Raw genomic sequence first — 13,756 nt, forward strand, 5'->3', positions numbered from 1 at the left:
CAGGTTCTGCGGCGCGCGCGGACGGGTCTGCATGACGCGTAACGAGATCAGTGCAGGGCCGCACAATGTGCGGTCCATGTGGGGATGGTAAACACCAGGATCAGCGAAACCGTTGCGCTCATGCCACGGCACACGCGCTGCAGTCTCATTCTTGCGATGGGGCGCAGATGCTGCGGCGCTTCGGAATGAGGAACGAGCGCGTATAACGCCATTTCAGGCAATAAATGCGGACGGTGACCATGCACGGTGAGAATGAAGAAAATATCCGGGCATAGGAGGCTTATCTCCGGATTTTCCCGGCATGACACCGCAGCGTGGATGAGGCCTTTGCGTTGTCTGCCTTGCGTCAATTTCAAGAAAGCCTATGGCCGCCGGCAGCAAAAAGAAAAGGAAAAATCATGGCGGCCCTATCAGCGGATGAGCGGCGGGATCATTTTGCGCACTGTGTCCAGCTCTTTGGTGGCATCACATCCTTCTCGCGGCGCCTTGGCATCGACGAGCGGGCTATTCGCCGTTTTATCAACGGCGAGCGTGCTCTCAGTGACGGTCTGCTGGCAGACACCGCGACAGCATTGCGCCAACTTATCGCCGAATCGACCGTTGCCGAAGAGCAAATCTCGCAGATGATGCGTGCCGAACCGCGTCCGCAATAGGCAAGAACCGGGAACGGGTCGGAATACGGGCCTTTCGTTCCGCTGACAGTTTGGACACCCCGTGGCTTGGCAGGGCAAGGGGTTTGAGCCGCTGCTGCCGGGCCGCTTCATGGTTTGCGTTGGGACTTTGCGCTCGGTCAGCTTTGGAGCGCGGCCATGCCTCACTGCAACTGCGCGCGTGCATTCACGTCCCTGCAGCGTAGTGACCGCCCGCAGACCAGCGGACCATGCGCTGACATAGGCCAACCCCCCTCCTGCCAACGCAACGTCCAGAATGGCATTCGCCTGATCGAGGGTCAGCGGACCGTCCAGCGCAACTTCCGGTTCCTGCCCGCATTGCGAGAACGCCCAGCGAGTGGACATGCCAAGTTCAGGGCCGCCGGTGCGAAAGTTGCCGGGTCGAACCGCGGCAACTACGGCGAGGCAGGGCGTTATTTGGCCGTCGTGCAGCGCGATGTCCGGACATTGCATCGCCAGGCCCTGGCGAAGGGAGCCAGATGATAGTCATTGGCATAGATATTGGGCGCGGTGAGATAGTCGGTGGAGACGATCTGCGCGCCGCTGGCCAACGCAGCGTCCCTGCGCGCGCCATCATTGTTCCGCGCATCGGCCGTGTCGATGTCGGCGCGGGTGCGGACGAGATAGCCTTTCTGCACGGCGTCGCGGATATCGGCGCCGCGCGTCAGGGCGTTGTCGAAGAGCATGAATGCCGTGTGGGCCATACCCGCCTTGCCCTGCACGAAGGCCATGCGTCCTTGCAATGAGGGGCGACCGTCAAGATAGGGGGCAAAGGCAGGGAGGTTCATGCCCGGCACCAGATAGAGGAACAGGAACTTGCCCCGCGCCTGCGCCACGGTCGGCCAGCGCCTGGCCAGTGCGGCGGCCTCCAGCGTGGGCATGTCGCCGCGCAGGTCGTCGGGCGTGAAAACCTTGTCCCGGCCCAGGATCGTGCGAATGCTGTCATCGACTTCCTCGAACGCGGCCTTGTCGAACGGCGGTACGGCCGTCGCGCCGGGGATAGCCTTGTCCAGGCCCGACAACTTGGGTTCCAGCAGAATGAAGACCGGGCTGTGGTTCGGCTCTGAATCCGACCATTGTTTCAGGATCGTCAGGCAGGATTTGAGCGTCGGGCACTGGCTGCGGAAATCAAGGTCGGCGACATGGAAGACCTTCATGCCGGGCTTGGCGAGTTCGTCACGATAGATGGGCGCGAGATCGGTGGCACCCTGTTCGCGCAACTGTCGATAGGGCAGCGGATCGGCATAGGCGCCGCCCTTGGGATCGGGCTGCATGTCGATTTCCAGGCTGCGCACGCCGCTGCGCAACTGCGCCTGAATTGGCATCTGCACATAGTCGAGGGTCTTGGCCATGTCGGTGATGCCACCGGGATGCTCGTCCTGCATAGCGGCCGCCTTTTCAGGCGACAGGGTCTTGACCATCGACTGCATCAGCGTGGCGAGGCGCGGCGCCATCAGCGCTATGACGCGCGGGTCGGCGGGCATGGCATAGCTGTTATGGGTGCCTACCACCTGGATCTGGTTGATCTGCAGCGCGTCTTCGTTCGGCGCGGCAGAGGGTTGCGGGGCCTGGGCCACCGCCACCCCTGAAAGGAGCGCAGCGGCAGCCAGACTGCCGACGATGTAGTTTTTCATGATGGGTGTTTCCGGTCCGATAATCAGAAGCTGACGTTGACGAAGCCGCCAACCGTGCGACGGGCATTGGGCGATGTGTAGTGAAGCAGGCCGAGCGCACCGTAATTCTGCCAGCCGGTCGAGAAATAGGTGTCGAACAGGTTGCGGGCATAGACGCCGAACTCGACCGTCTTACTGGGCAGCGCGAAGGTCAGGCGGGTGTTGACCAGGCCATAGCTCGGCACGTTAGAGTAGGCCGGCTGGCCCACCACGGTCCAATATTCGCTGCGATAGGCATAGTCGGCATGGGCGCGCACTTCGAAACCGGGGCCGAATTCGGTTTCATAGTCGATCGCCGCCGTGCCCGACCATTTGGGCGAGTTGGTCAGGCGCGATCCGGTATAGTCGGTCGTGGCGTTGTAGACATAGTCGGTGAACTTGGCGTCGGTATAGCTGAGCGCGCCTGACAGGGTCAGGCCGCGCACCGGCTGGACCGCGATATTGCCTTCCACGCCCTGCGTGCGCAGGCCACCGGCGTTGCCGATCACCGTCGCGTCCAGCAGGCCGCCATTGCCATCGGGAATCTTGGTCAGGATGGTCGCCTGGAAGTCCTTGAAGTCCGAGCGGAAAATATCGACGTTCACGCGCAAACGGCGGCCGAACCATTCGGACTTGATGCCCGCCTCCCATGCCTTGACCGTTTCATCGCGATAGGGCGCATATTTGTTGCCGACAAAGGCGATTCCCGCCGGTTTGTAGCCGGTCGAATAGCTCGCATAGAGCATGACATTGTCGGTGACCTGGAATTGCGGAGCGATGCGATACGAGAAGTTGTCGCCCGACACCTTGCCATAGTCGATGGTGGGGGCGGCGCTCGATCCGACGAAGATCGGCGTATAGCCCGCGATCGGCACGGGATCGACGGTGATGAAGTCCAGACCCTGTGAGTTGTTATCGTGGGTGTAGCGGCCACCCAGCGTCAGGCTGAGCCGGTCCGAAATGTTGAATTTGAGCTGGCCGAAGGCGGCCATCGTCTCGTTCTGTGCGTCGAAGCGGGAAGCGTTTGCGTCCACCCCGATCGCGCCGGTCAGCGCGAACAACCTCGGTGCGGGTACGCCGTTAGTGTACAACGGCGCACCGAGCGTACCCCATTGCAACTGCACCTGGCGCGCGCGCAGGTCGTTGTAGAAGCCGCCGACCAGCCATTCAACGAACCCGCCGGTGGGGGAGGCGAGATGGATTTCCTGGCTGACCTTTTGCGTATCCAGATAACCGTTATTGAACGGGATATAGGCATAACGATCGACAGGTACGAGGCTGGCGGGGGTCGCATTGTCATAGCGCGTGACGCGATAGGCGGTGATCGAGGTCAGGTCGAGATCGCCAAGCTTGGCGTTCAGGCGCAGCGACGTGCCCCATTCCTCGGTCGTGATCTGGCCAAAGGACGAGTCGGCCGTGTCGGCGCTCTTCGGGCCGGGGAAGACGCCCAGTTCATTGAGGATCGCGGTGACGGCGGCGGGCTGGCCAGAGACCGGCGTGCGCACGCTGCTGTCCCAATGATAGGCATAGTCGCCCGACAGCATCAGGTTGAACTTGTCTGATGGTTCCAGATACAGCTTGGCGCGGCCGCCATATTCATGCTGTGATCCTACCTTGCGGTTCAGCGTCACGTTGCGGCCGAAGCCGTCATACGCCTGGTCGAAACCCGATACGCGCAATGCGGCGATCGGCCCCAGCGGGATATTCACCGTGCCGTTCAGGATGCGCTCGTCATGCTCGCCGAAGCTGGCGCTGGCTTTTACGGAGGTATCGCCGATCCTGGGCTTGCCGGTGGTCACCGCGATGACGCCGGATGTGGCGTTCTTCCCGAACAACGTGCCCTGTGGCCCCATCAGCACATCGACGCGCTCGATATCGACCAGTCCGGTCAAGCCATTGGCGCGCTGGCCGTCCATCACGACATCGTCGACCACGACACTGACCGACTTTGCGTTGGAAAAGTCGAAGGAGGTGCTGCCGACGCCGCGGATCTGGAAGGCGGCGCCCTGCGTCGGATCATATTGCACGCCCGGCATGGTATATTGAAGGTCGGTGACGGAGGTGTAGCCGGCCTTGGCCAGCGTCTCACCGCTGATCGACTGGATCGCCAATGGCACCTTCTGGCTGCTTTCGGCGCGGCGCTCGGCGGTCACCACGATTTCCGTGAGGCCTGTATCCTCCGCAGCTTCCTGCGCCTGGGCGATTCCCGCACCGAAGGGCGCGGCGGCGCCCATCAGCATTGTAGAAACCAGGTAAAAGGCGCGCTTTCCCTTGAGAATTGACATGATTTTTGCTCCGTCCCTGCAAATGTTGGGGCGGCACTAGGGCTGATTGGTGACGGTTTTAAGACGATAGTTCGACTATAATATCTACCATAAAAGATAATTTAAAACGATCGTACTGCATCACGCGAGAAGTGCGGTGACATCGGGGCCGGACAACGGCGCTTCTCCGACGGCCATTGCGCGGAGACCATTGCCGATCATCGCCATGACCATTGCCTGCACCCGCGCACGGTCGAAGCCGGGGGCGATGCCCAACCATTGGGCGACCTGAACATGCACATTTTCCGCGCGCCGCCGCCGCATATCGATCGCGAACGGTATGAAGTCGGGATTCCACAATGCGGTCAGGGCGCTGTCATGGGTCAGGCGGATCACATCGCCGCTGCCCGGTGCCGCGGCATTGGTCGCCCGGATATCCGCGCGCATCCGTCGATAGATGGCCTCCACCCCCGCGGAAAGTATGTCCCGCTGGGAAGGGTAATGATGCGCCACGCTGGATGCGGCCATGGCGCAGGCGTGGCCGACGACGCGATGCGATAGCGCGCCCACACCCTGTGCGATGATGACGTCAGCGATATGGTCGGCGATGACAGCCTTGGCGCCCTCGGGTATTTCGGCCGCCTTGCCGAGTGCGGCGGCAGCCGGCACCGCCAGTCGGTCGACCAGATGCATATGCCATGCGTTCCGGTCGCCCCCGACCGGCAGGCTGTGGTCCCGCAGCAAGCCACGCACCGTGGAATGGCGCAACAGCCTATAATCCACATTATCCGCCAGCAGCAGCGAAAAGGGCTGTTCGTCCAGGCAATAGCGCGCGACCCTTCGGCTCAGGCCCGGCCGGTCGGTCGGGACGCCCAGCAGATCGGTCCAGAGCTTCTCGCCATGGTCGAGCAAGATCCTCACGTCCGGCATCGCCCGGGCGTCCCGACTGGCGAGGAGCGCGAGTTCACAAGTGACGATCGCCGACGTACGCCGCTCGGGCAGGTCGAGCCATTCGCAGATCAGGTCGGGCAGGATGTGCGCCGCGACAGGATCGACACCGGCCAGTCGTTCTCGCCAGCGATGCCCGACTGCGGTGAGCAGATCGATTTCCCGGTCCACGATCGCGCGGACCAGCGCCGCGCGATCGCCGATGCGGTAGCTGATCGAGCCTACGGATATGCCGGCCTCGTCGGCAACGGTGCGCAGGCTCATGCCGGACAGTCCCCGATGCGCGATGACGGTTCGGGCGGCGTCCAAAATAGCCGCGTTGCCTTCAAGACTACGGGTGGCGCTTCGATCGGGAGAACTGGTCATGCGCCATTGCATATCGTGTAGCGACGAACAGTCCAGCTTGACGCGTCGTCCCAATTCGGATTGTCGCCAGCCTGTCACGCATGGCGTCTATCGGCCCGGCTGTGACCGCCAATCGCCTGCTCCCGATCGCCTTCGGCATGACCCATGCGGGCAAGAGCCTGCTGTGGGCGGGCACCGACGCCTTCACCCTCTTCATCCTCGTCAAGATACTGCATATGCCGCCAGTCACGGCCGGCGCGCTGTTCGTGCTGTCCTCCTTCTGGAACGCGATGGTAGATGGCGTCTGGGGCCATATTGTCAATCGCTGCGCGGCAATCCGCATGATATTGCCGAGCCTGTGCGGCCTGGCGGCGGGACTGGGCTGCCTGTCCTTCATCGTTCTGCCCTGGTTACCGACCGAGTCCACAGCCGAGACGATTTTTGCGCTTTTCCTGTTCAGGACGGCCTTCTCGCTCCTCGACGTCCCGCACAACGCCACGGCGGCTGTACTCGCCAATCTCCATGGCCATCTGGTCGTAGCGCGGTGGCGATCGATCCTGAGCGCCCTGACTGCAATCATGGTGGCTGCGGCGGCTTTACCGATGATCGACACGGCAGTCATCGGGCCGCATATTGCGCGGATGATGTTCCTGGGAATTGCCGGCCTGGCTTGCTTGCTGCTGGCGCCGCTTCCCTGGCTGATACGCATGGCTCGCCCCGCGACGCCAATTTTCCGTAACGCGCGCATGGGCCATGCCAAGGGGGTGTCGCTAAGCGGACTCGCGCTATTCTGTCTCGCCCAGATGCTGGGTTTCGCAGCGCTGGGCTCCATGGGCAAGGCGATGCTACATGCGGGCGCGATGCAGGGCTGGTTGTTCGACTATGCCCTGTTGATCCTCACCGTGGTCCGCCTCGCGGCGGTCGGCCTGTGGTCGCCTCTCGCCGCGCATATGGGGTCCGCCAGAGCGTTGAGTGTGGCTTATATGGGCAGCGCGTTCGCAACCATCGCCCTCCCCGCAGCGATCGGTCAAGGGACATGGAGTGCCGCCGTAATTCTTGGCCTTTTGGGAATGTCCGTTGGTGGCGTGATCCTGCTGGCCTGGTCCAGCTTCTCCGAGCAACTGGGCAATTGGGGCATGGCGGATGATCCGGCCGCCGCCGCCCGGGCCTATGGCTGGTTCACGGCGACATCGAAGATCGGTCTGGGCTTTTCCGGCCTGTTCACCGGCGCCTGGTTGAGCCAGGCGGGCGGTGGCTCGCTCTGGGCATTGTGGATGCTCGTCATGCCCATTGCCATCCTGTGTCTCGCAAGCGCTTTGCTGGCTTGGCCCGGTTGGGGTTTGAGGATGCGCTTGATGTTGCAGCGGTTTGAGCCGGCCTGAGTCGCTTGAGAAAATCGCTATGGGCAAAAAATGGGCGCGAGATCGGCAGATCGTTTCCGGCGGCCTTTGCGCACTGAGGCGGGTGGCCCGATTTTCCACCACGGCATGGAACCCATCGCCTCAACGCAGTGGGCGGCGCACGTCGCCCGCCTACATCTTGCTGGGCGACGGACATGATCGGTGCGCCTATATAATCCTCTCAGCATTCCATTCGACTGCGGCCCTGCGGGGCACAGTTCAATCCAAAAGTTCGATATCATTCAGTTTTGAGGTCTTAAGACGAGGGCGACGCCATTTTCTTCCGTTGCCATCACGGCTGTGCCAGCGGGCAGGGCCTGGGTGACGTCATGCCGATTGATCGGGACCGGGTTAGGACTGTTCGGCGCTGGCCCGCGCAGAAAGGTCTTGTCGTCCAAAACAAGCGTGACATCGATTTCTTCTTCGCTGCGGATGACGATTTGATCTGTCGATATGCTCTTGACGGTGCCGACGACCGGAAGTCGGTCGGATCTGCGCACCGCACGAATATCAAGGGACAGGCGGAACCGGTCGGACGTGTTCGAGCGTCCATAATGCGGCATGGTACGGGTAAAGATCACCACGTCGCCAAGGCGGTAATCGGCCGTGCTCCAACTGTCCTCCGGGATCGGTCCGTCGGTAAAGCCCGCCTTGCCGTCGGCAAATGCCATGTAACCGCGTTTCTCCTGGCCCGCGGCTATGACCAGGCCGCCGACCTTGTCATCGATATCTGTGAGCGGCATCCAGCAGGTGACGAACTCCACGCCGGGATTGGACATGCCATCCTGATGCAGGCCTAGATAAGCGTCGGACGTGGCGTTCCTGTTCGGTGCTACGATGCGATAATAATCCATCGGAATCCAGTAAACGGCGTCGTCCAGCACATCCTCGAAAAACGCGTTGATCCGGGGCTCGCGGACGAACTTCTGCCAGACTTTCCGTTGGTGCAGCGTACGGAAGGTGGCTGGGAAATTCTCGATCGGTCGGCCGTTCCAGAACGGGTCGGTTGAATCGGCATCGACCAGTTCGAGCGCCTTGAGTTCGCGCATATATTCGTCACGCAATGCGGTCGTCGCCTCCCGATCGAGAACATCCCGGAAGAACCAGTAGCCATGCTCCTCCCAGATGCGCGTCAGCGCCTCGCGGTCTCCCAGGGCATGGGTGGAATCCATCAGTTCACGCACATCGTTTCTCCCGCCAACCCGGCTGTTGCCGAAGATATCGGGGCAAACATGCGTGGCTTGGCCTGACGCGGCCATATGACAGAACGCGGCAGTTTTGCGCCATGTCCAAGGGCGCGAGCCTATCGCATGGTCCATCCGGAAGCGGAGGATATGTGACAAGATCGACGGTAGGAACGAGCGCGCGACCCGACCTTCCCCTGGCGGTGGTGGTCGGGGCCGGTGGCATGGGCGCAGCGATCGCGCGCCGGCTTGGCGCGCGTAATAGGTTGATAGTTGCCGACCGCGATCGGGCTAGTCTTGATCGGCTGGTTGCTGCCTTGTGTGGGGAAGGTCATGATGCGCGCGGCGTCGTGTGTGACGTGACCGACCGCGCTGCGGTTGAGGAATTTGCTGAGGTGGTTGCAAAAGCGGGGCCGCTGGCAGCGCTGGCCCATGTCGTCGGACTGTCGCCGAGCATGGGTGATTTTCGCACGATCATGGCGGTAAATCTAATCGGCGCCCGCCTGATTCATGATGCGATGCTGCCGCTGGCGACCGGCGGCACGGCCGCGATCTTCATTGCTTCGCTGGCTGCGCATGCGGCGCCGATCGATCCGTCGCTGCACGCGATATTGGACGATCCGCTGGCGCCCGTTTTCCTGGACAGGATCGAAACGGCGCCAGATGAACCCGCGACGCCTACACTGGCCTATCGTCTATCCAAATCAGCCCTGATCCGCCTGTGTCAGCGTGAAGCACGGGCATGGGGAGCGCAAGGCGCGCGCATCCTTTCGCTGTCGCCGGGCCTGATCGCGACGCCGATGGGCGCGCTTGAATTTGAAAAGCAGCCGATGAAGTACGACCTGCTGGCCGCCACGCCGCTGGCGCGCGAGGGTACGATGCTGGAGATCGCGGCGACCGTCGACTTCCTCATATCGCGCGATGCCTCCTTCATCAGCGGTATCGACATTCTTGTGGACGGCGGGCTGCTTGCCGCCACGCGCCATCCTGCTTCCGGAGAGCCGACGTGACCGCACCGACAACCCCGATCCCTGTCCATCTGCATATCGGCGACCGTAGATTAGCGCAGGCATCTGGCGGCACGCACGATCATATCTATCCCGCGGACGGATCGACCACGAGCCGCATCCCGCTGGCGGGCGCCGCCGAAGCGCAGGAGGCGGTTGAGGCTGCGTCAGAGGCGTTCAAGAGCTGGCGCCGGTCCAAGCCCATCGAGCGGCGCCAGATGCTGCAGCGTCTGGCGCAACTGATACGCGATAATGACGCGGAGTTCGGACGGCTGGGGGCGCTGGACAACGGTACGCCTGCAACCTTTGCGGCGGGCGGGGCGCATATCGCCGCTGAATGGATCGACTATTATGCCGGTTGGGCGGACCGGATCGAAAGCCGGGTCAACAGCACGGTGATGGCCGACGGCGAACTGGGCTACACGCTGGCCGAACCCTATGGCGTGATCGGCGTCATCATCACCTGGAACGGTCCGCTGATCTCGCTGGGCATGAAAGTCGCGCCGGCGATCGCGGCGGGCAATACGGTGGTGGTGAAGCCGTCCGAGATGACGCCCTATTCTGGCGAGCTGTTCATGAAGCTGGCGGCGGAGGCGGGCATTCCGGCTGGCGTCATCAACATGATCCCCGGATCGATCGAGGCGGGCGACGCGCTGGTGCGGCATCCTCTGGTCGAGAAGGTGAGCTTCACCGGCGGGCCAGTGACGGCGCGCAAGATATTGGCGGCCTGCGCCGAACAGATGAAACCCGCGGTGCTGGAACTGGGCGGAAAGTCGGCCAATATCATCTTCCCCGATGCCGATCTGGATGCAGCCTGCACCTTCGGCGTGTTCAATTCGATCGGCATGATGAGCGGCCAGGGGTGCGCCTTCCCCACGCGGCTGCTGGTTCATACGGACATTTACGACCAGGTCGTCGAGCGGGTGTTGGCGATCGCCGCCCACATCAAGGTCGGCGATCCCTTCGACGCTGTCACGACGTCAGGCCCGGTGATCAACGAGGCCGGCATGAACCGCATCCTGGCGATGATCGAAACCGCGAAGGCACGGGGTGCGGGGACATTGCTGATGGGTGGAAACCGGATCGGCGGTGCACTGGCCAGCGGCTATTTCATCGAGCCGACCATATTCGGAGAGGTCGATCCGGATTCGGAACTGGCGCAGAAGGAATTGTTCGGCCCGGTACTGGCGATCAGTCGCTTTCGTGACGAGGCCGAGGCGATCCGCATCGCCAACGCCACCCGTTACGGCCTGTCCGCCTATGCCGAAACGCGCGATCTCGGCATTGCGATGCGGCTGGCGGAAGAGCTGAAGAGCGGCTGCGTGCTGATTAACCAGTCCCGTAACATCCAGCCCAAGCGACCGTTCGGCGGACTGCTCGACAGCGGCTATGGGCGCGAGGGCGGCAAGGAGGGGCTGGACGAGTTCCTGCGGGTCAAGACCGTCGGCATCGGGCTGCCGCGGTGAACGCGGCTGTCGTGCCATCGCCGGAACGCCGCGGCTTTCGCGCGCGCCCTTATCTGTTCGCCCTGTTGCTGCTGGCGCTGGGCATCGTGCTGGCCTGGGGTGGATCGTCGCTCGTGCGGCTGGGCGGATCGCCCTATTATCTGCTGGCGGGCCTGACCGTCATCGCCAGTGCTGTACTGGTGGGGACGGGACGTCACGCGGGGGCCAAAGTCTATGGCGTGATGCTGGCGGCGACACTGGCCTGGTCGATCTGGGAGTCGGGCTTCGACGGCTGGGCGCTGACCGCGCGGCTCGCCGCGCCGACGGTGCTGGGCCTGTGGTTCCTCATGCCCTGGACCCGGCGCAAGCTGGCGGGCGACGCGCCCTGGTCCTGGCCGACGCGGATCGGCATAGGAGTGGCCGCCCTGCTGCTGGGCGCGGCGCTCAACGCTGCGTTCGGCACCCGGCCGGTCGATCCTCTATTCCAGACCGGCATGGCGCCGGTCCCGGTCGCGACGATGGCGGCGGTCCCCGCGCAGCAGCAGGTCGGCGACTGGGCAAGCTATGGCAATGACGCGGGGGGCACCCGCTTCTCGCCATTGGCGCAGATCACGCCTGCCAATGTCGGCGACCTTCAGCCGGCCTGGACCTACCGCTTCGGTCCGGCGCCGGCCGGCGCACCCCGGTCGTTGCAGGTGACGCCGATCAAGGTCGGCGACACGCTCTACGCCTGCACCAGCTATAACGACATCGTGGCGCTGGACGCGGAGACCGGGCATCAGCGCTGGCGCTATCGCGCGCGCACCGACGTCAGTGGCGCCCCTCATGGTGCGTGCCGGGGGGTATCTTATTATCCCGTGCCCGGAGCGACCGGCGCCTGTGCCGCGCGCATCTTCACCAACACGATCGACGCGCGCCTGATTGCGGTGGATGCAGCGACCGGCAAGCCTTGCCAGGATTTCGGCCACAACGGAATCGTGTCCCTGCAGGAGGGCATGCCCAAGTCGCCCAAGGGCTATTATTATGTCAGCTCCGCGCCAACCATCGCGCGCGGCCGCATCGTGCTGGGCGGATGGGTGTTCGACAATATGTATTGGGGCGAGCCGTCCGGCGTGATCCGCGCCTTCGACGCCGTCACCGGCAGGCTGAGCTGGGCGTTCGACATCGGACGGCCTGACCGCAAGGGCGCGCCGCCGCCGGGGGAAACCTATACCCCGTCCACCCCCAATAGCTGGGCGCCGATGAGCGTGGACGACAAGCTGGGCCTGATCTACGCGCCCTTGGGCGGGGCAGTGCTGGACTATGCCGGCCACGCCCGCCGCCCGTTCGACGACGCCTGGTCGGGTTCCGTCGTCGCGCTGGACGCGGAAACCGGAACCCCGCGCTGGAAGTTCCAGACCGTCCATCACGACCTGTGGGACTATGACGTCGCGTCGCAGCCGACGCTGGTGGACCTGCCGATGCCGGGTGGCGTCCGCCATGCCTTGATCCAGCCAACCAAGCGGGGCGAGATGTTCGTGCTGGACCGGGAGACGGGCAAGCCACTCTATCCCGTGACAGAACATGCTGCGCCAACGCGCGGCGCGGTGCCGGGGGAGCGCCCATCGCCCAGCCAGCCCTATTCGGATGCGATGCCGTCCTTCCGGGGGCCATTGCTCACCGAGCAGTCCATGTGGGGCGTGACGCCCTTGGATCAGCTCTGGTGCCGTATCGCCTTTCGCGAGGCGCGCTATGACGGGCCGCTGACGCCGCCCGGCTTCACACCCAATATCGTATCGCCCGGTTTCCTGGGCGGGTCGGACTGGGGCAGCGTGTCGATCGACGCCGACCGCCATCTGATGATCGTCAATTCCAATCGCATGGCAAATTACATCAAACTCATCGCGCGTGCGACCGCCGACAAGATGGGCATCGCCCCTGCCGACCTGACGAAGACGACAAGCGGGGAGGGGGCGGGCTATGCCGCGCTCAAAGGCACGCCGGTCGCGGTGAAGATCTATCCCTTCCTCTCGCCCATCTTCGCGCCCTGCCAGGCTCCGCCCTGGGGCAATATCAGCGCGGTCGATCTGGTCACGGGCAAGCTGGTGTGGACGCACAGGCTGGGCACAGCGCGTGACAGTGGTCCGCTCGGCCTTTCATCCATGCTGCCCTTCCGTATCGGTGTGCCCAATATGGGCGGCGCGGTGACGACGCGCGGGGGTCTGTTCTTCCTCGCCGCGACCCAGGACCGCTATCTGCGCGCTTTCGACACCGCGACCGGCGAGGTGCTGTGGCGCTCGCGCCTGCCAGCCGGCGGCCAGTCGACACCGATGACCTATTTGTCGCCCGGCGGGCGACAGATGGTGGCCGTCGCGGCCGGCGGCCATCCCATGATGAACACCAGGGCCGGCGACTATCTGATCGCTTATGCCTTACCTGCAAAAGCCAAATGAGAAGGACCGGGATATGGGAGAGAAACGCGAGCAGGCTATGGGCCTTCTGAAGAGGATGCTGGCGCCCGAAATGGCCGCCGAACTTGGCAAGGGGCCGACTGGGCCTTCCTTTGCCGGCCAGATCGGCGAGATGGCGATGAACAATATCTTCGAGCCGTTGTGGACCGACGACACGCTGGACACACGGACGCGCAGTCTGGTGACGGTGTCGATCCTGATCGCGTTGCGCGCCTATGAGGAACTGGAAATTCATTTTCCCGCCGCCATCCGCAACGGCGCGACGGTCGCCGAGCTGGAGCAGGTCATCTACCAGGCGAGCGGTTATGCCGGTTTCCCCGCTGCGCACAGCGCGCGCAATGTCGCGATCGCCGCGCTGGGGCGCGCAGGCATGTTGGGCTGAGGGTCGGT

General features: G+C 63.5%; 10 protein-coding genes. 6 read left to right on the plus strand and 4 right to left on the minus strand.

Features of this window, described 5'->3' with window-relative positions:
* The first annotated feature begins 314 nt into the window (after positions 1–314).
* A complete protein-coding gene (locus SBA_RS22400) occupies positions 315–653 on the plus strand; it encodes a hypothetical protein (protein ID WP_261937079.1) in 339 nt (112 codons plus the stop codon).
* 431 nt (positions 654–1,084) lie between these two features.
* Here the strand turns inward: SBA_RS22400 and SBA_RS22405 are convergent, their stop codons facing one another.
* From SBA_RS22405 to SBA_RS22415, 3 genes are all read right to left on the minus strand, one after another.
* A complete protein-coding gene (locus SBA_RS22405; protein ID WP_261937080.1) occupies positions 1,085–2,305 on the minus strand; it encodes a phosphatidylinositol-specific phospholipase C1-like protein in 1,221 nt (406 codons plus the stop codon).
* Between the two features lie 23 nt (positions 2,306–2,328).
* The gene (locus SBA_RS22410) at positions 2,329–4,608 is read right to left on the minus strand and encodes a TonB-dependent receptor (RefSeq protein ID WP_261937081.1); all 2,280 of its coding nucleotides are present in this window, start codon (positions 4,606–4,608) and stop codon (positions 2,329–2,331) included.
* Between the two features lie 120 nt (positions 4,609–4,728).
* Positions 4,729–5,901, minus strand: a complete 1,173-nt coding sequence (locus tag SBA_RS22415) for a TetR/AcrR family transcriptional regulator (protein WP_261937082.1) — start codon at positions 5,899–5,901, stop codon at positions 4,729–4,731.
* 80 nt (positions 5,902–5,981) lie between these two features.
* Here SBA_RS22415 and SBA_RS22420 point away from each other — a divergent pair, with 80 nt between their 5' ends.
* Positions 5,982–7,262, plus strand: a complete 1,281-nt coding sequence (locus tag SBA_RS22420; protein ID WP_261937083.1) for an MFS transporter — start codon at positions 5,982–5,984, stop codon at positions 7,260–7,262.
* A 260-nt stretch (positions 7,263–7,522) separates the two neighbouring features.
* On the opposite strand, the gene SBA_RS22425 is transcribed toward SBA_RS22420, so the two are convergent.
* On the minus strand, positions 7,523–8,464 hold the full coding sequence (locus tag SBA_RS22425; protein ID WP_261937084.1) for a phytanoyl-CoA dioxygenase family protein: 942 nt from the start codon (positions 8,462–8,464) through the stop codon (positions 7,523–7,525).
* 152 nt (positions 8,465–8,616) lie between these two features.
* Here SBA_RS22425 and SBA_RS22430 point away from each other — a divergent pair, with 152 nt between their 5' ends.
* From SBA_RS22430 to SBA_RS22445, 4 genes are read left to right on the plus strand one after another with little or no spacing between them, the layout of a single operon-like run.
* On the plus strand, positions 8,617–9,474 hold the full coding sequence (locus SBA_RS22430; protein WP_261937085.1) for an SDR family oxidoreductase: 858 nt from the start codon (positions 8,617–8,619) through the stop codon (positions 9,472–9,474).
* Positions 9,471–10,937, plus strand: a complete 1,467-nt coding sequence (locus tag SBA_RS22435) for an aldehyde dehydrogenase family protein (protein WP_261937086.1) — start codon at positions 9,471–9,473, stop codon at positions 10,935–10,937. The genes SBA_RS22430 and SBA_RS22435 overlap by 4 nt, the downstream gene beginning before the upstream one ends.
* On the plus strand, positions 10,934–13,348 hold the full coding sequence (locus tag SBA_RS22440; protein WP_261937087.1) for a membrane-bound PQQ-dependent dehydrogenase, glucose/quinate/shikimate family: 2,415 nt from the start codon (positions 10,934–10,936) through the stop codon (positions 13,346–13,348). The genes SBA_RS22435 and SBA_RS22440 overlap by 4 nt, the downstream gene beginning before the upstream one ends.
* A gap of 13 nt (positions 13,349–13,361) precedes the next feature.
* Complete coding sequence (locus SBA_RS22445; RefSeq protein WP_261937088.1) at positions 13,362–13,748, plus strand: carboxymuconolactone decarboxylase family protein; 387 nt, start codon at positions 13,362–13,364, stop codon at positions 13,746–13,748.
* The last annotated feature ends 8 nt before the right edge of the window (positions 13,749–13,756 follow it).

Source organism: Sphingomonas bisphenolicum (assembly GCF_024349785.1).
GTDB lineage: Bacteria > Pseudomonadota > Alphaproteobacteria > Sphingomonadales > Sphingomonadaceae > Sphingobium > Sphingobium bisphenolicum.

Coding starts and splice junctions, on each gene's coding strand:
- SBA_RS22405 (WP_261937080.1), bottom strand. CDS start 2,305: ATGAAAAACTACATCGTCGGCAGTCTGGCTGCCGCTGCGCTCCTTTCA.
- SBA_RS22410 (WP_261937081.1), bottom strand. CDS start 4,608: ATGTCAATTCTCAAGGGAAAGCGCGCCTTTTACCTGGTTTCTACAATG.
- SBA_RS22415 (WP_261937082.1), bottom strand. CDS start 5,901: ATGACCAGTTCTCCCGATCGAAGCGCCACCCGTAGTCTTGAAGGCAAC.
- SBA_RS22420 (WP_261937083.1), top strand. CDS start 5,982: ATGGCGTCTATCGGCCCGGCTGTGACCGCCAATCGCCTGCTCCCGATC.
- SBA_RS22445 (WP_261937088.1), top strand. CDS start 13,362: ATGGGAGAGAAACGCGAGCAGGCTATGGGCCTTCTGAAGAGGATGCTG.